Here is a 21689-nt window from a genome sequence, read left to right as displayed (position 1 = left end):
TCAAACTCCTATCGAACCGAACTGAACAGGGTGTCAAACAGGGTATTGGCCGTGGTCATGATCCGTGCCGATGCTTGATAGGCTTGCTGGAACTGCATCAAATTGGCCGCCTCTTCATCCAAGTTAACCCCGGATTCCGATTGCACTCTGGCGTAAGCCTGATTGTAAATGGCCTCCGCCGACCCGGCTCTGACCTGAGCGGATTTGGTTTGGCTGCCGATATCCAGCTTAGTCTTTTCAAACACATCACCCAGAGTCGACTTACCGTTATTCATTATCTTGCTGTCACTGAGCTTGGCCATGGCCACGGCATTGCTGTTGTCACCCGGCGCAAAGCTGAGATCAAAAGTGAAACTCTCACTGCCGCCACTGCTGCCATCAACTTCGAAAGTAAAGCCAAAGGCACTGATCTGCGGTGGAGTGCCGGCCGCGGTTCCGGTTGCCAAAGAGGCGCCATTGACATCAAAGACTTCATAGGTGGGCGGAGTAACACTGGTATCCAGAGTGAATGTCAGCTCGCTGTCGGTCACAGGGAAGTTGGCCGCGCTTCTGTCATCTATGCTGACCAGCTTCACCGAAGTGCTCCCCGAATTGCCTGTGCCGGCAGTGATTTTCGGCGCCGCGGCAGCAATGCCTTTGGGATCTGACATCACCACACCTATGTTGGCCGCCGCATTGGCGGTTGGCCGTATTTCAAACCTGTCACCGGCGGCCATGGCACCGGCATCAATTTTGATACTGAAACCGTTGGCACCTTCTAGGGTATCGCCGTTGAGCGTCAAGTTGGTCACAGCACCCGTCTTCATGTCCTTAAGTTCATAAGTACCGGCACTGGTATAATTCAACTCATAACTGCTGCCGGATAGGGCACCGACATCATCAATATTCACACTCAAAGACGCCGAGCCCGGATTACCCGAATAGGCGCCGACACGGCCTGCAGCAATCACAGGGTCATTGATATCGGTAAAAATGGGTTGTCCCAGCTCGCCATTAAGATCAAAACCCTGGGACTGCATCTCGTTAAAGGCATCGGCAATCCCCAACGCCAACTGCCCCAACTCGTGGCTGGCGGGCATCAGGGTGTTATCACGAAATTCAAACAGGGCACCCAATTGACCACCTAGCTTGGCGGGATCGGCCTTCAATTCACTGCCCCCAAGGCTATAGGTCAGCTCGGGCTCATTGGGGAAAGGATCGCCTTTGGTCACTCCCATTGTCATGGCGACTTCGCCGGACACCAGCATAAAGGAGCTGCCCAACATGATGGAGCGGGCGCCATTATCCAATGGGATCACATTCACTTCGGCGTACTGACTCAACTCCTGGATCAGAGCATCTTGCTTATCCAACAGCTGCGAATCGTTGCCTGGAGTTTTCATCAATTCCAGATTGATCTGCGCCATCTCTTTACTGATCTCATTGATCCGAGTGGTGATGCTTTCAATCTGATCATTGGTTTGCTGCACTTGGCCACTGAGGTGACTCTGCATCTGGTTGAGATTCTGTGCCAGTTGCGAGGCCGAATTGAGCACAGAGCCGCGGATCCCCAGATCCGATGGCAAGTCCGCCAGGCTATTGAGACCGGAGAAAAAATCATTCAGTGAGGCTGGCACAGCTTTACCTATCTGGGAAAACAGCTGATCCAATTCGCTGAGTTTGGTGTAGCTGATCTCGGCGGCACTGAGTCCAGTCTGTCCGATACGCAGTTCTCTAGCGGCATAATCGTTATAGATCCGCTTTACATCTTGCACATAGGTGCCCGTGCCGTAGAAGTTGTTACCAAGGCGCATTGAGGTGGAAGTGCCCTGAATAGCCACCTGACGGTGATAACCCTCGGTATTGACGTTGGTAATATTGTTACTGGTCACCCCTAACTGCGACTGGGCGGCCAGGATCCCGCTGCGGGCTATACTGAACAGATCCATAGACATGGGTTATCGCTCCTGCACCTTTACTGGCCCGGCGTTGAGCCGAACTCCTGCAACAACTGACCAAAATCGGTCTTGATGGTATCCAGCACTTTCATCACCTTGTTGGCATATTGAGGATCCGTGGCGTATCCAGCCTCAGCCAATGCCTTGATAAATTCGCCGGGATTGGCGGCCATCTTGCGCGCCTGGCTGTAACGATCGTTGTCGGATATAAAGCTGACAAAGTCGTTAAAGCTCTGCTCAAAACTGTCGTACACCCGAAAGTCGGCCTTTTGCCGCACCGCAGTGCCCTGCTCATATTCCAGGGTCGACACCGCCGCTTTCTCACCCAGCCAACGTCTGTCGGCCTTGATGTTGAACAGGTTATTACTGGACTCACCTTTATGACCACGGACCATTTTTTGACCCCAGCCGGTTTCCAGAGCCGATTGCGCCAGCAGCACTTCGGGTTGGGTGCCTAAGGCTTCGGCAGCGGCCTTGGCATGAGGATAGAGTTGTTTGACGAATTCTTCCTGGCTGCCGATGGCAGGCCGCGCCTGCCGCCATGACGGCAATACTTTGCCGCTCAATACCTGTTGCAGGCTGTCACTGCTCGGCAGCGCAGAGGCCTTAACCGCGGCGGCTTCAACGCTGGCTTTCTTATCTGTCTGGCTGCCGCTCAAGGCCGCGACACTGCGATTGTCAACATCACCGCGAAGCACAGAAGCCGGGGTAATACCAGAGGTCTCTGGTGACAACTGCTGCACCATAAGGTCTGATAGCCCCAGCATGCCTTTTGAGGACAGCTCCACCGACATCTGCTGATCGTGCATCTGTTCGTAGAACTTGGTGTACTGGCTATTCATCGGGCTATCGGATTCAAATATCGCATTGGCATCACGCATGCTTTTCATCAACATCTGTACAAAGATGCCTTCAAACTGCTGCGCCACCTCTTTAAGCGCCGCCTTTTGATCCTGCTGCGCCTGGGCTCTGAGCTTGTCCAGCCCACCGAGATCCAGAAATTGCGAAGCATCAGCCATTTTGTTCATAGTCGATAAACCAGTGTGCCATTAATCAGATGATGATGAGTTCACCATGCAAAGCTCCTGCCATCTTTAAGGCTTCGAGGATTGCCAATACATCTGAAGGTGCGGCACCGACCATATTCACTGCTCGCACCAGTTCATCGAGCGAGGTTCCCGGGTTGAACATAAACATCCGCCGGTTGTCCTGAGCCACATCTATGGTGCTGTTGCTGGTGACCGCAGTCTGGCCACCGGCCAGGGCGTTGGGTTGAGAAACCTGAGTCGCTTCGGCGATGGTGACGGTAAGACCACCGTGAGTCACAGCCGCCGGCAATAATTTGACGTCCTTGCCGACCACTATGGTGCCGGTGCGGGAGTTGACTATCACCTTGGCCGATTCATCGGCAGGCTCAACTTGGATATTTTCCAGAGTGGCCAGGAAAGATACCCGCTGCGACACATCTCTGGGAGCACTGACTTGAATGGAAGAAGCATCGAGCGCCCGCGCCATACCCGGGCCGAGTAAGCCGTTAATGGCATCGGCGGTACGCTTGGCGGTGGAGAAATCGGCTCTGTGCAGGTTAAAAGTCAGGTGATCGCCATTACCGAAGGGGCTGGCCACTTCACGCTCGACTATGCCGCCGTTGGGAATGCGACCCACGGTTGGCGTGTTCTGGATCACCTTGGAGCCATCCAGCCCCTCGGCGCTGAAGCCACTGACCACCAGACTCCCCTGGGCGATGGCGTAGACATTGCCGTCCACCCCTTTGAGGAAGGTCTGCAGCAGAGTACCGCCGCGCAGGCTCTTGGCCTCACCCAGGCTCGATACCGTCACATCCAGAGTTTGTCCCGGTTTGATAAAGGGCGGCATATCGGCATGCACGGCCACCACGGCAATATTCTTGATCTTGGGCCTGAAGTTATCCGGCAGATTAATGCCAAAATTCTTCAACATGGTCTTGAAGGTCTGCTCCGTGTAACGGGTCTTCTCTCCGGTGCCCGGTAAACCTACCACCAGGCCGTAACCTATCAACTGGTTATCCCTGACCCCTTGGATATCGGCAATATCCTTGATGCGCTCGGCCTGTCCCGGTAGGGAAACCAGTAAACAGGCAAGTGCCATGATTAATTTTATTTTCATGAGCTTATCCTCAGAAAGGCCACCAGTCAGAGAGGAAGAACTGGCTCAGCCAGCCCACCTTTTGCGAATCGGCGAAGGTGCCAGTACCGCTGTATTGAATCCGGGCATTGGCGACTTTGGGCGAATCTATGGTGTTCTCGGGAGTAATATCCTGCGGCCGAATAATGCCGGTTACCCGGATAAACTCGTCGCCATTATTGATGGTGATCCACTTTTCACCGCGAATAACCAGATTGCCATTGCCCAGCACCTGCATCACGTTGGCCGAGATCTGTCCGGAAAGACTGTTGCTCTGATCGGCATCGGCCTCACGATTGGTATCCATACTGTCGCCATAGCGGAAATCCAGCGGATTGCCCTTGATGGTGACATTGCCGCCCCCCATATAGAGCGGGTTCACCGACATGTCCGAGCCTTTCTTGATCTTGTTACCGACGCTTTTCTTCGCCTGAGTCGACTCCACCAGCACCACAGTGATGATGTCCCCTACCCTGTGCGCCCGCAGATCTGAGTAAAGTGAAGACGCCTGGCTGTCCTGATAGATAGAGCCGGTCGGCGCTATCCGGGTCGGCGGCGCTTCTGGATACACAGGCGCATAATAGGGATCATCGGCTATGGGTTTGTTCTGAGTAGCCGTGCAAGCCCCCAGAAACAGAGCCGGAATGATAAGGAACAAGGGTTTCATCACATCACCTCACTACAGATTCTGGTTCACATAAGCCAGCATCTGGTCCACCGCCGAAATGACCTTGGAGTTCATTTCATAGATCCGCTGACTCTCAATCAGGTTAACCAGCTCTTCGGTCACGTTAACGTTGGAGGTTTCCAGCGAGCCCTGACGAATAGAACCCAAACCGTCGAGTGAAGCCGTGCCCTGAATTGGAGTACCACTGGCACCAGTCTCCAGATAGAGGTTTTGCCCTATGGGATCTAAGCCGGACGGATTGATGAAATCAGAGATGGTCAGCTGGCCCACCACCTGGTTTTCGGCGGCGCCCGGGGTTTTAACCGATACTTCGCCTTCGGCGGAAACGGTAATACTGGTGGCATCGTCCGGAATGGTAATCGCAGGTTGCAACACATAGCCGGCGCCAGAAGTCACTATCTGTCCGGTATCATCCAGGGAAAACTGGCCGTTACGAGTGTAGGCCGTGGTGCCATCCGGCAGCTGGATTTCAAAGAACCCGGGGCCTTCAATCATCATGTCCAGTGAGTTATCTGTGGTTTGCAGGTTACCCTGGGAGAAAATTTTCTGGGTGGCGACCACCTTGGTACCTGCGCCCAGGTTAAGACCGTTGGGCAACTTGGTGTTGGAGGCGCTGATACCACCAGCCTGGTTGACCGTCTGGTACAGCAAGTCTTCAAATACCGCCCGGCCCTTTTTGTAGCCTATGGTGCTGGCATTAGCGACGTTATTTGAAATCACCGAGATGTCTGTTTGCTGGGCATCTAACCCAGTCTTACTTATCCATAACGCGGGATGCATATCAATTACTCCTAGCTAATGCGCATCAGTGAAGCGGACGACTTGTCGTTCTCTTCAGCGGTTTTCATCATTTTTACCTGCAGCTCAAACTGGCGCTGCAACTCGATAAGATTGACCATTTCGTCCACGGGATTAACGTTGCTGCCTTCCACCGCACCGCTTTCCACATTCACAAAGGGATCGGCGGCGGCCGGGATGCCGTCCAGGGTGCGGAACAAACCATCTTCACCGCGCATCAGGTTCTGATTACCCGGGTTAACCAACTTGATACGGCCGACCTCTTCAATCACCTCGGCGGTTGCGCCCTGGGGACGAATGGAGATAGTGCCATCGGCAGCAATCTCGATTTTGTCTATCGGCAGCGGCAGCACTATCGGACCGTTGTCGCCCATCACAGGGTTACCCCTGTCGTTACGCAGCAAACCTGTGGTGTCAAAACTCAAACTGCCGGAGCGGGTATAGGCCTCGCTGCCATCGGCGGCCTGCACGGCAATCCAACCTTGATCTTTGATGGCGATGTCCAGATCCCGCCCGGTCGATTTGATAGGGCCGGACTTGAAATTAGCCGAAGGTGACTCTGTCATGGCAAACACCCGCGTCGGCAATCCTTCACCGAAGGCTTGCATCGCACGGGCCTGAGTCATCTCAGACTTGAAACCATCAGTGTTGGCATTGGCCAGGTTATTACCCCTAACCGCCAGCGCATTCATGTTTTGTTTGGCGCCAGTCATGGCGACATAGAGAAGTTTGTCCACCTGCTGCTCCGTCAATCTTTTTACCTACCCAGGTAAAAGCAAACATCGTGCCAACAAAATGAGCAATCGCGCGCAGCGACAACAGAAGAACTTCAGAGACTTGTAAATAATCGCGGGGGAAAGCGGCAAGACATTGCCGCTACGGCAATGTCTTGCACAGGAAGGATTAGCGGATCTGCAGTACAGTTTGCTGCAATGTGTTGTTCACTTCCAGGGTACGGGAGTTGGCCTGGAAGTTACGCTGAGCCGAAATCAGGTCCACCAGCTCAGTGGTCAGGTCAACGTTAGCCTGCTCCAGCGTTGAGGAGCGGATACTGCCGAACACGCCACTATTGGCTTCACCAGCCAACGCCGCGCCTGAATCCAGGCTGGCTTTCCAGGAGGTGTTACCGACTTGGCTCAGTCCTTGTTCGTTGGAGAAACGCGCCAGCGCCACTCGTGCCAAGGGGACGGTGGAGCCATTGCTGTACTTGGCTGAGATCAAACCGTCTGTACCCACTTCCACATTGGTCAGACGACCCACTGTCACCCCATCCTGCGTCAATTCAGTGGCGTTGAACTTTTCCGAGAACTGGGTCGGGTTGTTGAAGTCTATGGTTATTGTCTGGGTTCCGTCCGCCGCAGGGCCGAGAACATTGGCACCGCCAACACCCAACTGCTCTGTGGTGATCACCGCCGGATCTGAACCTATATAACCGCCGACATCGTTGAACTTGAGCACGGCGCCAGTCCAGCCACCTGCAGTTTGCGCTGTACCCGTAGCGTCCGGAGTACCGTCACCATCAGTATCAGTCTGGTAGCTGCCAGCGCCGCCGCCCAGATTAACCGGCTTGTCATCGATGGCATAGTAAGCCACCCAGTTACTCTCGCCCGTGTAGGCGCCATTTTCCGGACGCACAAAATAAGTGGTCAGGGTGTGGGAGTTACCCAGAGAGTCATAAATGGTCACTGCGGTGGAGTTATTGAAAGTGTCTGACTTGGATGGGTCAAACGCCGCGGGGTCTTTCGTCGCCTGGGTAGAGTCCAGGTTCATGCTGATGCCAACATTGTTGGTCTTCTGCGGGCTACCGGCAGTATCCGGGATCTGCACCGGCTTGGTGGTGGTCAGACTCACTGAGGTAGAGTTGCCGTCTTTATCGACCGGGAAGCTCTGCAGAAAGTTACCGGCCGCATCGACCAAAAAGCCGTTTTCATCACGCTTGAAGGCCCCCGCGCGGGTGAAGGAATAATCCTGACTGCCCACATTGGGAGAGGTCACGAAAAAGCCACCACCGTTGATCGCCAAATCCAACGCGTTGTTGGTGGAGTTTAGGTTACCCTGGTGGAACTGCTGCGCCACCTGAGTGGTCGTTACACCGCCGCCCACTGTGGTTCTCCCATTGGAGAAAATCGAGCTGGCGTACACATCGGCAAACTCGGCCCGGGACTCTTTAAAGCCAATCGTATTAACGTTGGCAATATTGTTGGCTGTGGTATTGAGATCTTTCTGCGCCGCAGCAATCCCACTCAGAGCAATGTTAAAGGACATAATTCACCTCATGATTTTCAGATACTGTCCGGCGCAGCCGGGGCAGATACAGAATTAAACTTCGGAAACAGCCAGCACATCGGCCAGTCTGATCCCGCCAATACCTCTTAAATTCAACACGGCGCCACTGGCGGAGTTGAGCGATACGCTGGTCACGTGGGCATAGGAGCTAACGATAAGATCCTGAGGCTTACCATCGACAACTCCGCTGGCCTTCATGGTATAGATACCGGCATCCACCGGATTTCCATCTTTATCCAAGCCATCCCATTCCACGTCTATGTTACCGCCGGCACTGCCATCCACCTCAAAGGTCTTGATCACCTGTCCGGCCTCATCTTCGACCGTCACCTTGATCGACGGAATTTTCTCAGGCGATGTGATCACCCCTTTGAGCGTGGGATCTTCCGCTGAAACATAACCGGTTCCCGCCGGGATCAACACTTTCTGCCCCACAAGGCCTGATGCCTGCAATGCCTGACTCGAGGTCATTACCGTATTGAGGTTAACTATCTCCTCATTGAGCTTGGAGATACCATCAACAGTAGAAAACGATGCCATTTGGGCAATCATCTGGTCATTGTCTACAGGTTTGAAAGGATCCTGCATCGACAACTGTCTACTCAGCAGCGAGAAGAAATCCTCTTGGGTCAGCTGCTGGTTGTTACTCTTCTTGGCCTCAGTGCCCGATTGAACACTGATATTGTCCTGGAAGGGATTAATTGAATTCACACTCATGGGCTATGTCTCCCTTTACTTGCCCAACCTCAGGGTCTGCTGCAGCATAGACTTGGCGGCATCGGCCACCTGGACGTTCATCTGATAAGAGCGGGAAGCCGAAATCATATCGGCCATCTCTTCCACCACATTGACATTGGGTTTGTAGATAAAACCATCGGCATCGGCCATCGGATGATCCGGCGAATACTCTTTCAACAAGGGCTTATCGCTCTCCACTATGCCCTTGACCTTCACCGCCGCGCCCTGCTGTTGTTGGCCATTGGCCTTAGCCAACTCGGCCTCAAAAATAGGGTGTCTCGCCTTGTAGGTCTTATCGATACTGGAAGAAACGGAGTCTGCGTTGGCTATGTTACTGGCGGTGGTATTCAAGCGCACCGACTGCGCCGACATCCCCGAACCCGCAACATTGAAGATATTGTACAAACTCATGATTAATCTCCTTTCAATGCCTTTTTCATTCCGGCGAACTTACCGTCGAGAAATCCCAGCGACATCTGATATTCGAGCGCATTTTGCATAAAGGCCTGTTGCTCTTTTTGCATATCGACCGTATTACCGTCACCCGTGTCAGGCTGATCCGGTACTCGATACTGCACATGCTCGGCAGTCAACGCCTTGAGGTCGAAATGCTTTTCAGAAGTGGCCATCATACTGACCCCCTGTTGCCGCCCCTTTGCCGCCTGCAACGCCGATGAAAAATCAACATCCCGAGCCTTATAGTGAGGGGTGTCGGCATTGGCTATATTGCTGGCAAGCACTTCGGCACGCTGAGCGCGAATACCCAGAGTGTATTGATGTATGCCAAGGGCCTTATCGAAACTGATCGCCATAAAACCGCCTCCTCTAATGACTCGACAAAGATAAAGCAAGCTTTGTGCCAAATATGGATGTAATAGCGAAAGACAGCACAGCTGTGCGCCATAAAGAAAGGAAATAACAAAAAGGGCCCGTCTAATTCGACGCGCCCTTTACATATTTACCAGTAAAATCAAAAGGTTATTGGTTAGTTTTTCTTCTGGTAATAAATGCCAGGGTTACAGCGAACCATGTCAAATTCGTCGGTCAAACCGGCAATCGATTCGCTGGCACCCAAAAACAGTATCCCTTTGGGATTGAGAGCGGCAGCAAATTGCCGCAGTATTTTTGCCTTTGCCTCCGGGGCAAAGTAGATAAGCACATTGCGGCAGAAGATAATGTCAAACTTACCGAGCAAGGTGTAACTCTCAAGCAGGTTATGCGCCCGAAAGCTCACCAAACGGCGGACATTATCCTTGACCCGCATATTGCCGTTGGGCAGAGCTTCAAAAAACTGACGTTTGCGCTCTTCAGACAGACCGCGGGCCAACGCCAGCTTGTCATACTCAGCGTTTTTACAACGCTCCAGCATGGACGGCGACAGATCGGTAGCCTGGATCATGGCACCGCCCGGCAAAGCACCCGGCTTACGCTGCTGATACTCAAGCACTGTCATCGCCAGTGAATAGGGCTCCTGACCAGATGAACAAGCCGCCGACCATATCTTCAGCGGCCGCCCCAACTTGGTATAGCCCGGCAACAATACATTACCCAAGAGTTCAAAAGGATACCTATCACGAAACCAAAGGGTCTCGTTGGTAGTCATGGCATCAACGACTTCAGCGCGTAACTGGCGTTCGGTGGGTCGCATCGACTGCTTAACGACATCTGACAGGGAAGGCAAACCGTATTTCCCCATCAAAGGCGCCAAACGACTGCGAACCAAGTACTGTTTGTTCTCACCCAATACAATGCCACTGTGCTGTTCGAGAAACAGCCTGAATTGATTGTATTCAGTTTCTGCGAGAGATTTATCTGGCACCTTTGTGTCCTAACTATCCGTGAAAATGTCGCCGTGGCTTGCAACAACGACATTTAAAAACTGGGTCAGCGTTATACCCCAGCCCCATTTGCAACACAAGACATCTCACTCACTATAGTCATAAAAATCCACAGCTGACAGCGACTAGAGACTCAGATGTTTGTTAACTGCCGATGCCAGTTCATCGGGGTTGAACTTGGCAATAAAATCGTTGGCGCCCACTTTTTGCACCATGGCCTGATTGAACACCCCGCTCAAAGAGGTATGCAGTACCACCTTGATATTCTTTAACTTGGGATCATCACGGATCTCGGCAGTCAGAGTGTAACCATCCATTTCCGGCATCTCGATATCCGAAATGATCAACGGAATTTCATCGGCAACATTGTCCATCTCTGCGGCGATGCTTTTCAGCTTTTGCAGGGCTTCCCGACCATCTTTGGCGGTATCTATCTGCAGATTCAACGATGACAGCGCCCGAATGATCTGTTTGCGGGCCACTGAGGAATCGTCAATCACCATAATATGATAGTTCTGCTCTCTGTCGATTGTGAGAGATTCGTCGATTTCCTGACTGATATCTGTCTTGACCGGCGAAATTTCATCGAGGATCTTTTCGACATCGAGAATTTCAACCAGTTCGCCTTCAATTTCGGTCACGGCCGTCAAGTAAGAGTACCGCCCAGCCCCCTCCGGTGGCGGCATGATGGATTCCCAATTCATGTTAATGATCCGCTCAACGGAACGAACCAAAAAGCCCTGTACGCTACGGTTATATTCAGAAATAATGATGAAGCAATCCTTGACATCATCTATGGGTCTGCCGCCAGTCGCCGCACTGAGATCGATAACCGACACAGTGGTACCACGAATATGGGCGACTCCCTTAACGAAGGAATTCAGTTTAGGCAGAGCGGTCAACGGAGGGCACTGAAGAACCTCTTTAACTTTGAACACATTTATCCCAAACCTTTGTCTGCCGTTGAGTTTGAATAACAGAAGTTCGAGGCGGTTTTGTCCAACCAGTTGAGTGCGCTTATTGACTGATTCAAGAATGCTCGACATAAGGCTGCCTTGTTGTCTTTGTATTGATAAATACCTGTCGTCATGCAGACAGGCATACTATTTGCTTAATCCAAGATACCGGATCTCAGTCAAATTTCTGACTGAACCTGTGGTGAAGCCAGTTCAGGGATCCCGGGAATCATTGAAAGTATAGGTGTAATCTGGCGAGACAAGCTAGCCCGTTCATTATGAAAGTAAATTTTGCATGTATTTTAGCCACGTTTTTACTGTCCATCTCAGCAATGGCCGCTGAGAACAACTTCGTTCCCAGTATATCGGCCATAGAGGCGCTGGCTAAAGAAGTTATTGCCAAAAAAGTGTTGGCGACCACAGATGCCAGAATAATCATCACGCCACAACGACTGGATTCCAGGCTCACGCCCCCCACTTGCAGTTCGCCGTTGACGGCCGAGATGGCCAGCGACAGAGAAATAAGTCGCAACAATACGGTGCGCATCGGCTGTACCAGCCCGGAACTCAGTTACCCGTGGCAAATCTATGTCTCAGTGCGGGTGGACATCAGTTATCCCGTGGTAGTGGCCACCCAAACACTGGCCCCGGGCACTGTGCTTGGGCCGGAAAACCTGGCACTTCGCTACATAGATGAAACCAGCCTGCGCGGAGAACAGTTCGAGGATATCGCCACAGTCACAGGTACCCGACTCAAGCGACGGGTGGCCAAAGACTACCCCTTATTTGCCGCTAATCTCTGTTTTGTTTGCAAGGGTGACAGCGTCTCCATCTATGCCGGTAACGAGAAGTTTCAAATAAAAACTGTCGGTGAAGCCCTGCATGATGGTAACCTTGGAGAACAGATTCGGGTGAAAAACACTCGTTCTGACAAAGTGTTGGAAGCCACCGTCATCAATGTTGGCGAAGTGGAAGTTCGAATGTAAAAAATGCTAAAGTTCCCCTTGGCTGTGCCGATAAGACAGCAAGGTAATCAGAGAACAGGCTGGATCCGACGATGGCGATGGATATTAAACAACTGCAAAATCAACCTAGGGTGAACACAGGTTCTATCCCTAGAAACACCACCCAGAGCACTCAAAGCAGTGCTCAACAAAGTGCTACCCCGCAGAAGACAGATTCTGTGGTTGTGTCACAACAGGCGCAACAGCTGCAAGGAGTACAGAGCAAAATGGCCTCCCTGCCGGAAATAGATCAAAAGAAGATCACCGAAATCAAATTGGCGATCGCCGAAGGCCGATATAAGGTTGATCCGGAAAAACTGGCCGCCAACATATCTCAATTCGAATCAGAACTGAACGAACTCAATAAAGGGTCCTGATGCCAGATACTCCGGATATCATCAGCCTGGTAGCACAGCAGACGACTCAACTCGAGCGTCTGCTGGACTTGATCGGGCAGGAGAAAAATGCCCTGCTGGATCGCAATGCCGACCATCTGCTGCAATTGGCCAAAGACAAGAGTGACTTGCTCAACCAGGTCAAGGCCATCGATGAAGCGCTCTCCTCTCACCCGGAACAAGTCAAGCTCAGTCAGCCGCCGTTGGCCGAAAGAGTCGTTGAGGCGCGTGAACTATTGGCTGCTTGCCAACTGCGCAATCAAGAAAATGCCGGCCTGATAGAGCTGAGCATGGCCAGTATCAATCGCTTGGCGCAGGCTCTGCAGGTGAGCCGTAACGCCTCCAGCCTGACCTATGACGGCAAAGGAAAGACTTCAACCATCGCCACCTTGGGTAACGATCTCAAGGCTTGATTAAAGCCCCATTCCTGTTCTGTTGCTTAAGCTTATTGAGTAAGTTTGGCTCCTTGGAGCGACCCACGCTACTGTGCCCCTAGCCTTCTCCTGATTCAATACAGGGCGCTAAGGCCAAGGGGCAACATTCAAGATACCTTCCCAAACGTATCCCCTGATCTCAAATCGGCAAGGACTCTTAAGCCATAAAAAAGCAGCTAAACCAAGCTGCTTACGCCAATTAATCTAAGGAAAGTGCCATCACTCTCTACAAAAGAGAACACCACCAAGCCTTATTGGCACCTTCCTAAAAGTAAGTGATCTCTTTGACTCGTTGCGGACGATTTTGCTGCTGATACAGATCCCACACCCGGGCGAAGTCCAGCTCCAGCTCTGTCACATAATGATCTCCGGCCGGATAACTACGCACGACCTTGGCACCACGGATCACCCCGGAAACAGAGGCCTGAATATTATCGCCCTTCAGCATCCAGTCACTGACCTTACTGTCGGCCGATAAACGCTGACCATAGACTTGCTCGGCCAGCTCCCGATAGGCAGCTATCTTGGATGCTTGCATCGCCATCAACACCTTTTGCGACTGTTCCTTGGCCGGTTGGCTGGCCAGCGGAGCATAGCCTACTGCCGTCAACTTGGGAAAACTGCCCGGTGCCTCCGTCTCCCACTGCACATATCTGTCTTTATCGGCACAGCCACTGAGAATTAACGCTAATGCCAGCGTGGCCAATGACAAAGTGTTACTCCAATACTTCATTACTTATCCCCCACTATCCGGCCCTTGTCTTCACCACGGTTTTCGTAGCGATAGAGCAAGCCCTCTTTTGACACCACCTTATTGGATGGCGCCAGGTAGCCCGGCAATTCCTGCTCCATTATCCGCGCCGTGGCCGCCGAAAGCACCCGGTTGTTGCTAACACTGACTATCCGGCTATTGAATAGCATCTCGCCTTTGGCCTGGCTCATACTGGTGACCAGTACATGCTCCACCGCAATATTGCTCGGCAGTTTTTGCCAGTCACGAGTAAGGATGAAATCCCCCTGTGGCGTGACCCGCACCGCATCGGCCAGGTTCAAATCGACCAGATTAAAGCCCTGTTGATGAAAGGCTGTCATCAACCCTTGCTGCAGTTGTGAAGCCAGTGCATTGCTGCTCTGCATGTCCTCCACCATCACAGGCGTCATCACCAGTAACGGCTGGGTCGGCTTAAGGGCATCGTTGTGAGCTACCAACTCATCAACCAACTGCTGCGCCAATAGATTGACTGGCACAGGTTGCGCAATGTCGGCTCGCGGTTGCGGCGCAGTCATGCTGCAAGCCGGCAACAAGAGTAAAGGCAGAATACACAGGGCTTTATACATAATATCCATCCCACTGACGCCCGAGCGGGCAGTTAACTTTATTTTGGAGTCCGGCGTAAACCTTATTCTACCTGGCTTAACGGCCATATTAGGCGGCGCTTGACACTGAGTATTGAGCCACTCTCTAACGGCGGTATTTACCGAATTAACAAGGGCACCAATCCATTCCCACCGCTTCATTGGGATACGCAATCCCCCGCCAAGGCAGCTCATCAAAGTCGATTGGCCGGGCTCCATATTCCTTGGCTAAAGCTATGCAAATAAAATACCAACCAAGGGTTATGTAAAAATAGAGCTCAATTCGGATGACCTCTAACGGCAAGCCTTTATGCTTAGCCGTTTTTGAAAATTCTTGCTTCAGAGCTATCCGGCGACGGTTTAAGCATGTCAAGTGAATAGCACCGGCATTAGGTGGCTTAAAATATCAATATCCGCCAATGACGCTTATCAGCGCAGAACGACCATCGCAGTATGACCAGATTGAGACGACCCCAACTATGCAATCACAGGAATGCAACCCTTATGATTAAACCTTAGTGATGTAGCACTGTCCCAATCCCAACCACCGGCTTGGGTTGAGCCTCTCATGCCTTATCGGCAAATTCTTGCCGCTCTTTAGCTTGGCTCTTTCAAACAACTGCTTGGCTCTCACAAACAACACCGTAAGCCCTCCCCTCTCACTGGCATAAAATTTGAATGCCAAGCAATACCAGTTTAAGTGGTGGCAAAATTCCGTCACCCTGACTCCTATTTTGAGGAACCGCCTTATGAGATTGCCCCCCTTGCTCTTGCTGCCGCTGCTGGGCATCAGCCTGAACGCCATGGCAGAGTGGACCGAGGCCCGAGGTGAAGCCAAAATAATCAATGGTAATCTGACCCAGGCACGGGAAGCGGCAATGGACAACGCCATCAACATGGCTCTGCTCTCCCGTGGCGGCAGTTTTCAATCGACCCAGAGTGTCAGCCAGGGGCGCTTGACCCAAAACGATTTCAGCCTCTCCAGTCAGGCGCAGATAAGCAGTGTCGAACTGGTCAGCGAACTGCGCCAGGGAGACAAGCTCAAGGTGGTTATGCGGCTCGATATTCTCGATGGCCCGGATAACAAGTGCCAAAGCTCGGCCATCAAGGCCGCTATCCTGGTGCCACAGGCCAGTATTAAGGACAGAAGCCAACTGCGTTATGGTCAGTTGGAAAATTTCCAGCAAATCCTGTCAGAGCGGATAGCGGCAACGCTGGATAAGCAATCCTCCACCAGCTTTGCCCACCTGCACGCCAAAGAGCGGCTGGATATCAAAGAAGAGCTTATCAATATCCGGGGTTACCGTTTGCCGACCTGGATAAGTGAAATTACCGACAGCCAGTATCTGTTGCTGCCGCAAATCATAGATATCTCCACCGAACCGGCCGAGTCCGGCTTTATGGGCCTGTGGGACAGCGAGCCTCAGCGACTGTTTCAGCTGCAGCTCAGCCTCTATCATGGGATCAGCGGCGAGCAGATCTGGTATCAGAACTACAGCATTTCCGCGCCCTGGGAGTTTGCCAAAAATGAATCCGTCCCTCCCAACAGCGACAGATTCTGGCGTGCCAGTTACGGGCAGGCCATAGATAAGGTGCTGGCCAATGCCAGTAAAGATATCGATATGGCACTGGCCTGCAGACCGCTGCTGGCACAGATAGTCGTGCGTCAACAAGATAGAGTGATACTCAACCTGGGGCGACGCAACGGCATCCGCGTTGGCGATCAGTTCCAAATCGTGCTGCAACAAAACCTGCCCGACCGCATGAACCAAATGCGTGCCGTGGCCGGAGAAACCCGGGCAAAAATCACCATAGATCAAGTCACAGAGGAAAGTGCCATCGCAGTGCTCAGCGGTGAAAATGCCGCCCTCAACATTCAGGTTAATGACATCGCGATTAAGATTTAAGCAATTAAATCTAAAGCCTTTTCATCCGGGTGAAAACCAGTATAATCACTGGCGTCTCCCTATAGCTCAACAGGATAGAGCAGTCGCCTCCTAAGCGACCGATCGGGGTTCGAGTCCCTGTGGGGAGACCAGCATTTTCTTCTTGTGCCTGCTTGCACAAGTCTCAAGCTTCTTTTAGAACCCATCCTCTGCCGATCCAGGCGCTTCAAATTAGTGATTTTGTTCTCTGATAGTTTTCTCTCAGGAAAACATTGAGTTAGCGATGTGGCCATCGTGGCTTTAAAGCCTTAAATAGCCAACCAACTTGGATTTAGCTTCCCGCTAAGCAACAACCTTTCACCTGCGGCGCAGATGGGCAGGAAGCTCGAATGCCGTGAAGGACAGGACGTCCGAGAACGGTCCTTTTGGCACAGGCTCTCCTGTGACATGGCGAGAGTTGCGTTGCAACATGCTTTCGAGCGCGAGTCAGGGATGTCGAGCTGGCTCGTTGTACATGGATGCATTTGCTCCACGACTTTACGCCGTTGGTACAGCGGCTATCATGGCTTTAAGCCAGAACTCACCAATAAACTTGCGCTTAGCTGCCAGTTCACCATCACCTGCGGCGCGAATGGGCACGCCGTGAAGGACAGGACGTCCGAGAACAGTCCTTTTCGCACAGGCGATCCTGTGACTCGCTGCAAGTACGTCCTTGTAAGCTCTGCCTCGGCATCCATGCCTCGGAAGGTCACAGTTCCGCCTGTGCCTGGGAATTAGGTGTATATCTTTAGCAACTCAGTTGTGCTTCGGGTATTCCGGCAGTCAAAACCAACCACTACGGCGATGAAGCCCTAACCCGCCTTCGAGGCATTGTCAGCTTTGGGGTTGAAGTCATCACCCGAGTGCACCAATGGACGCTTTCTCAAGCTGATAGCACCGACCGCTCTTACTTGGAGTTATGTCAATAAGTGTATAAAACCGATGACAACCCCATGAACTTAGTACATTATCTAGTTTGTTAAATTTAATAAGAAGCTTTCTTGAGTATGTGACTAAAGTCTAAATTTAAATGAATGCAGAGGGAATTGTGAACTTTGAAGCGGCTACATTAGATGATCTGATGCACTATGTTTTTGCGTATATTCTTGAACATGGTCAAGTTAATAACGCTAGTAAAGGAAAAAATATAGAGATCCTAGGATGCGAGCTGAGGTTATCTAATCCCATTGCTAGGGTTAGCAGGACTGAGTCTCGAGGTTTAATTTTTAGCTGTTTAGGGGAGTTATTTTGGTATCTTTCTGGTAGTAATGAGGGTAGCCATATAGAAAAATATATACCTAAGTATGGCGCTTTTATCGAAGCTGATGGCTTAGTCCATGGTGGTTATGGAAAGAGACTTTTCAACATGCATGAAAAGTATAATCAAATAGAACGGGTGATAGAACAATTAAAAAATGCAACCACTACCAGAAGGGCTGTCATACAACTCTTTGACTCATCAGACTTATCCAAAGACTATAAAGACATCCCATGTACGCTTAACTTACAGTTTGTTGTTAGAAACAGAAAACTTCACATGTTCACAACGATGCGTTCCAATGATGCATATATTGGCTTACCTCATGACATATTTGTATTTACAATGTTGCAAGAAATGATATCAAGAGAGCTTCAGTGCGAATTAGGAATCTATCATCACTATGTAACTAGCCTTCATATCTATAATGCAAATATTAATTCTGCAAAACGTTTTATCGATGAAGGATTTCAACAAACTGATAGCATTATGAGTGATATGCCTCCCGGTGGATTTTTTAGCATAAGAAATAAATTGTTAGATTATGAAATTAAAATTAGAAATGACATTGAACTAAATATTGACGAACTAGACCTTTGTGATTACTGGAAAGATATTTTAAGGTTGCTGCAATTTTATATCAAAAAAGAATCTCATAACATTTCCGGTTTAAGACATGCAAGTGAAGTTAGAAGAAAAATAACAAATAAAAAATACCAACAATTAATAAATAGCAGAGAAAGAATTAAAAATAAAATTGTGATAAAAATATAAGAGGATAATATGCAAAAGAGGTTTCAAAAAATTGGAGATATTGTTCATGCAATTGAACATTTCGAATGTGAAGAATTTAAACTGATTGGTCTAAAGGAACCTGACAACTACACGACTCTATCAAAACAAATAGCCGACAGCATCAGAAGAATTATATATATACAAGAAATAGGGAAAAAGGAGATTTCTGCTAATCGTAAAAATCCTTACTCAAATATGTTTGATCCATTGCGTGCAGCATGGTTGCATATTAGAGACAACAATAAAAATGAGGCATACTGGTTGATCTTCTTGGCAACTCACTTTGGAAAACATAAGAAGGAAGGTTGGAAACTATGTGCCAATATTTATGGTGGTTTAGGCACAGACGTATGGACATGGGAAAGAGTATCACATAACCCAAAGGACTTTTCTTTATGGTTTAGGGCTGCGAGCGTAGAAATTAAAAGAATTGAGTCTGGTAGAAAATTTGGAAACCACAGAAAGTATGAATCACTAAGCTACAATTCAAGTAGACCACTACAAACTGTGATAGAAACATATGTTGATTGGGTTGGAGTAAGTAAAGATCACGAAACAAAGTTTCTAGAACTCTTAAGTAGCAATAACACTAAAAACAGTTATGAATTATTTGATGCTGCATATCATTCTATGAGAGGCGTTTTATCCTTTGGCAGAACAGCGAAATTTGACTATTTAACGATGCTTAAGAAGTTCTCTCTACAAGATATAGAGCCCCAAAATCTATATCTATCCGGTGCAACAGGCCCCAAAACAGGTGCTAGCCTTTTGTTTTTTGGTAAAAAAGACTCTAACTGTAGTATTGAAGAGCTAAATCGTAAGCTAAACTTATTAGCAAAATACTTACCGATAGATATCTTATCATCCCAAGTATTAGAAGATGCTCTATGCAACTGGCAAAAGTCACCATCTACATATCAATACTTTGGTGGCTAATCATTAGACCATGTATATCTTACTTTTAGACGATTTAGATAAGCATGGTCTATATTACCAACATGTTGCAACTGTCCTAAAACAATCCCTTTAGAGACACCAATTTTCTTTGCAAGGCGAACTATCTTTTTCCAATCACTCTTCTTTAACTTTAACAATTCACTTCGATACTCATTTGGAATCAAAACATTAGAGGCAAATTCATTAGCTTCTATCTCCAAGCTATCGCAATCAGATACACTAGAGTCCTCTATAAAAATCTCTTTATTAGTACTGTGTAATATAAGGTGTGCTATTTCATGAAATAATGTAAACCAAAAGTGGTCATCTGTTCTATAACGAAAACTCATTACTATTGTAGGCTTCTCTATTTCAAAGAAACACGTTGCACCACTTGCTCTACATCCTGAAGGAGTTCTCACTACAACAAATGCGACACCTGAATCTGCAAAAATTTTTTCCAGTTTTGGCAGAAAAATTGATGGTTCTGGTTCAGTTGTCAGTGCCCTAATCGAAGGTATCGACTCTAATAGCATGTCTCTATCCCAAGGATAGCATCTTATACTGTTGGAAAGGTGTTTAGCTTGATTAAGCCAAGTATACACTGAAACTGGATCAGTCTTAAAAGTTAGAGACTTCCTAAACGCGACGGGTAAAGAATTTTTAAAATCATCTTCCCATTCATTAATTGAAGATACATTAAAAAATTTTAGGCAATCAACAACACGATTGTCGCCTTTATTTATTCGAGGGATCCACCCATATTTGACCATGTCAGAGATAGGAAGACTATCAAGCCATCTCTTTTCTCTCTCCAAAGACTTCATCTTAAAATTTTGGTAGATCTCATCCCTTGATAACCAAAACTGAGAAGGTACATTAAAAGTCGACTCTAACCTATAAGCAATATGATCTTCTATAGATACATCACCACTAATTAACTTATCAGTTTTGTTACGTGGCAAGCCGATTCTTCGTCCAAGTTCCTCAACGGAAAAACCGAACTCATCAAGCAAGCCTACTATTGTATCGCCCGGAGGGGATACCCAATCAGGGTTGAAATCATCCATGCGAATCATCTTATTGTACCTATATATACCAATTTCAATCGTTCAACCTTGACCCAATCTATTGTTTTATCAAGTTTTCTAGGTGTTTTTAAGTGTCCAGAAATCAAACACATTACCACACTATCCTTGATATCAATTGTAATACATTCTTCCGAATCTATGAACGCAATACGTGCATTTCCTAGAGGAATCTCATCATATCGTTCTACAGCCAATAAGTCCGATAACCTAGCCCTTAATACTTTGGCTATGGACTCACCTAGCAATTTATCTGCTTCACGATGCTGCTCGCAGATAGCCCTAAGTTCCTTAGATGAAAACGAAATTTCCAATATGCAATGCCGAATCGATAGTCCTTTTTCAAGATACTCTATACGATTAAATGGCTATATGTACAGATTGATTATTCATTGTTTTCAGTTTCTTACTACTTTCTCCCATCTCTTACCAACATAGCTATCAACTCTCGACGTTGTTCCGGCGAAAGTTCCAGTTATTTACTTCCAAAGCAACCTGACCAACGCTCTGCCCTATTGACCAGCCTTAGCCTCCAAGCACATGTGGTTAATCTGAGCTCTCGCCTGACCGGCTCAATATCCAAGTAAGCATAGGTGCTGGCAGCGATACTAATGTCACTGTGCCCAAACAGCTTACTGGTGGTTTGCCCGTGGTTTCAACATCAGCCGCCGCGCATCACGCTCCAACTGGCTATAGCTCGCCTGAGGTCATGAATAGTGAAGCTTTCGCCCTTACTTTCGCCTCGTAGGCCTGCCCTGTCCTTTCTTGTCCTAAATAAGGCCGGTGCCAGAAGCTGCCCTGACTAGATTTTTCGGGGGGATTACCTAAACAAGATGCTGATTTATTTTGATTTTACAATGTAAACCCTTTGAGAGTGCGGCCCATCACATTTATCCAGCCAATGAGCGGCCTAAGATCATGTTAGTCCTTTGTGCATGCCTTATGCGCTTCCGCCCCATCTAATCTTGAGCGGCGCCGGGTGATTTTGCCAAATGAAAAAGCTTAACAACCCAGGGATGGGCATTACCCCGAAAAATAACGTCTACCCTGTTGGCGCTGTTTTCAAGGTTGTAGCTCGATAAAAAAGTAACAGG

General features: G+C 49.3%; 21 protein-coding genes and 1 tRNA gene. 7 read left to right on the top strand and 15 right to left on the bottom strand.

What is annotated here, in order from left to right:
- Positions 1-8: 8 nt before the first annotated feature.
- From flgK to K5621_RS07080, 12 genes are all read right to left on the bottom strand, one after another.
- The gene (flgK, locus tag K5621_RS07135) at positions 9-1934 is read right to left on the bottom strand and encodes a flagellar hook-associated protein FlgK (RefSeq protein ID WP_221050796.1); all 1926 of its coding nucleotides are present in this window, start codon (positions 1932-1934) and stop codon (positions 9-11) included.
- 20 nt (positions 1935-1954) lie between these two features.
- Positions 1955-2965, bottom strand: a complete 1011-nt coding sequence (flgJ, locus tag K5621_RS07130) for a flagellar assembly peptidoglycan hydrolase FlgJ (protein WP_221050795.1) — start codon at positions 2963-2965, stop codon at positions 1955-1957.
- Positions 2966-2990: 25 nt separating this feature from the next.
- Positions 2991-4082: a flagellar basal body P-ring protein FlgI gene (locus K5621_RS07125; RefSeq protein WP_025011052.1), complete on the bottom strand. Its 1092-nt coding sequence runs from the start codon at positions 4080-4082 to the stop codon at positions 2991-2993.
- Between the two features lie 10 nt (positions 4083-4092).
- Positions 4093-4767 carry a flagellar basal body L-ring protein FlgH gene (gene flgH / locus K5621_RS07120; protein WP_100142912.1) on the bottom strand — a complete coding sequence of 225 codons (675 nt, stop codon included), beginning with the start codon at positions 4765-4767 and terminating at the stop codon, positions 4093-4095.
- A gap of 12 nt (positions 4768-4779) precedes the next feature.
- The gene (gene flgG / locus K5621_RS07115; protein WP_100142911.1) at positions 4780-5568 is read right to left on the bottom strand and encodes a flagellar basal-body rod protein FlgG; all 789 of its coding nucleotides are present in this window, start codon (positions 5566-5568) and stop codon (positions 4780-4782) included.
- 11 nt (positions 5569-5579) lie between these two features.
- Positions 5580-6323, bottom strand: a complete 744-nt coding sequence (flgF, locus tag K5621_RS07110; protein ID WP_221050794.1) for a flagellar basal-body rod protein FlgF — start codon at positions 6321-6323, stop codon at positions 5580-5582.
- Between the two features lie 166 nt (positions 6324-6489).
- The gene (flgE, locus tag K5621_RS07105) at positions 6490-7851 is read right to left on the bottom strand and encodes a flagellar hook protein FlgE (RefSeq protein ID WP_100142909.1); all 1362 of its coding nucleotides are present in this window, start codon (positions 7849-7851) and stop codon (positions 6490-6492) included.
- Positions 7852-7905: 54 nt separating this feature from the next.
- Complete coding sequence (gene flgD / locus K5621_RS07100; RefSeq protein WP_100142908.1) at positions 7906-8589, bottom strand: flagellar hook assembly protein FlgD; 684 nt, start codon at positions 8587-8589, stop codon at positions 7906-7908.
- A 15-nt stretch (positions 8590-8604) separates the two neighbouring features.
- Positions 8605-9021: a flagellar basal body rod protein FlgC gene (flgC, locus tag K5621_RS07095; RefSeq protein ID WP_100142907.1), complete on the bottom strand. Its 417-nt coding sequence runs from the start codon at positions 9019-9021 to the stop codon at positions 8605-8607.
- A gap of 2 nt (positions 9022-9023) precedes the next feature.
- Positions 9024-9422: a flagellar basal body rod protein FlgB gene (flgB, locus tag K5621_RS07090; RefSeq protein ID WP_100142906.1), complete on the bottom strand. Its 399-nt coding sequence runs from the start codon at positions 9420-9422 to the stop codon at positions 9024-9026.
- Positions 9423-9595: 173 nt separating this feature from the next.
- A complete protein-coding gene (locus K5621_RS07085) occupies positions 9596-10429 on the bottom strand; it encodes a CheR family methyltransferase (RefSeq protein ID WP_100142905.1) in 834 nt (277 codons plus the stop codon).
- Positions 10430-10573: 144 nt separating this feature from the next.
- Positions 10574-11494 carry a chemotaxis protein CheV gene (locus K5621_RS07080; protein WP_100142904.1) on the bottom strand — a complete coding sequence of 307 codons (921 nt, stop codon included), beginning with the start codon at positions 11492-11494 and terminating at the stop codon, positions 10574-10576.
- Between the two features lie 188 nt (positions 11495-11682).
- Between K5621_RS07080 and flgA the strand changes: the two genes are divergently transcribed.
- The 3 genes from flgA (at position 11683) to K5621_RS07065 (ending at position 13216) form a co-directional block, all read left to right on the top strand.
- Positions 11683-12390 carry a flagellar basal body P-ring formation chaperone FlgA gene (gene flgA / locus K5621_RS07075; protein ID WP_100142903.1) on the top strand — a complete coding sequence of 236 codons (708 nt, stop codon included), beginning with the start codon at positions 11683-11685 and terminating at the stop codon, positions 12388-12390.
- 71 nt (positions 12391-12461) lie between these two features.
- Complete coding sequence (flgM, locus tag K5621_RS07070) at positions 12462-12785, top strand: flagellar biosynthesis anti-sigma factor FlgM (RefSeq protein ID WP_100142902.1); 324 nt, start codon at positions 12462-12464, stop codon at positions 12783-12785.
- Positions 12785-13216 (top strand): flagella synthesis protein FlgN, encoded by a 432-nt coding sequence (locus K5621_RS07065; protein WP_100142901.1) that lies wholly within the window; start codon positions 12785-12787, stop codon positions 13214-13216. Before flgM ends, K5621_RS07065 begins: the two co-directional genes overlap by 1 nt.
- 286 nt (positions 13217-13502) lie before the next feature.
- On the opposite strand, the gene K5621_RS07060 is transcribed toward K5621_RS07065, so the two are convergent.
- Complete coding sequence (locus K5621_RS07060; protein WP_100142900.1) at positions 13503-13970, bottom strand: LPP20 family lipoprotein; 468 nt, start codon at positions 13968-13970, stop codon at positions 13503-13505.
- Entirely contained in the window at positions 13970-14584 is a 615-nt protein-coding gene (locus tag K5621_RS07055; protein ID WP_229671909.1) for a FlgO family outer membrane protein, read from the bottom strand. The genes K5621_RS07060 and K5621_RS07055 overlap by 1 nt, the downstream gene beginning before the upstream one ends.
- Before the next feature lie 758 nt (positions 14585-15342).
- Here K5621_RS07055 and K5621_RS07050 point away from each other — a divergent pair.
- From K5621_RS07050 to K5621_RS07035, 4 genes are all read left to right on the top strand, one after another.
- The gene (locus K5621_RS07050) at positions 15343-16500 is read left to right on the top strand and encodes a flagellar assembly protein FlgT (RefSeq protein ID WP_221050793.1); all 1158 of its coding nucleotides are present in this window, start codon (positions 15343-15345) and stop codon (positions 16498-16500) included.
- A gap of 55 nt (positions 16501-16555) precedes the next feature.
- Positions 16556-16631, top strand: a tRNA-Arg gene (locus K5621_RS07045).
- 935 nt (positions 16632-17566) lie between these two features.
- On the top strand, positions 17567-18550 hold the full coding sequence (locus K5621_RS07040; protein WP_221050792.1) for a thymidylate synthase: 984 nt from the start codon (positions 17567-17569) through the stop codon (positions 18548-18550).
- Positions 18551-18559: 9 nt separating this feature from the next.
- On the top strand, positions 18560-19507 hold the full coding sequence (locus K5621_RS07035; RefSeq protein ID WP_221050791.1) for an alpha-glutamyl/putrescinyl thymine pyrophosphorylase clade 3 protein: 948 nt from the start codon (positions 18560-18562) through the stop codon (positions 19505-19507).
- On the opposite strand, the gene K5621_RS07030 is transcribed toward K5621_RS07035, so the two are convergent.
- Positions 19504-20577: an ImmA/IrrE family metallo-endopeptidase gene (locus tag K5621_RS07030; RefSeq protein WP_221050790.1), complete on the bottom strand. Its 1074-nt coding sequence runs from the start codon at positions 20575-20577 to the stop codon at positions 19504-19506. The genes K5621_RS07035 and K5621_RS07030 overlap by 4 nt on opposite strands.
- Positions 20578-21689: the final 1112 nt, after the last annotated feature.

Source organism: Shewanella carassii (assembly GCF_019670705.1).
Lineage (GTDB): Bacteria > Pseudomonadota > Gammaproteobacteria > Enterobacterales > Shewanellaceae > Shewanella > Shewanella carassii.
The sequence above is the reverse complement of the archived record's forward strand: the minus strand, read 5'-3'. Positions and strand labels throughout refer to the sequence as shown.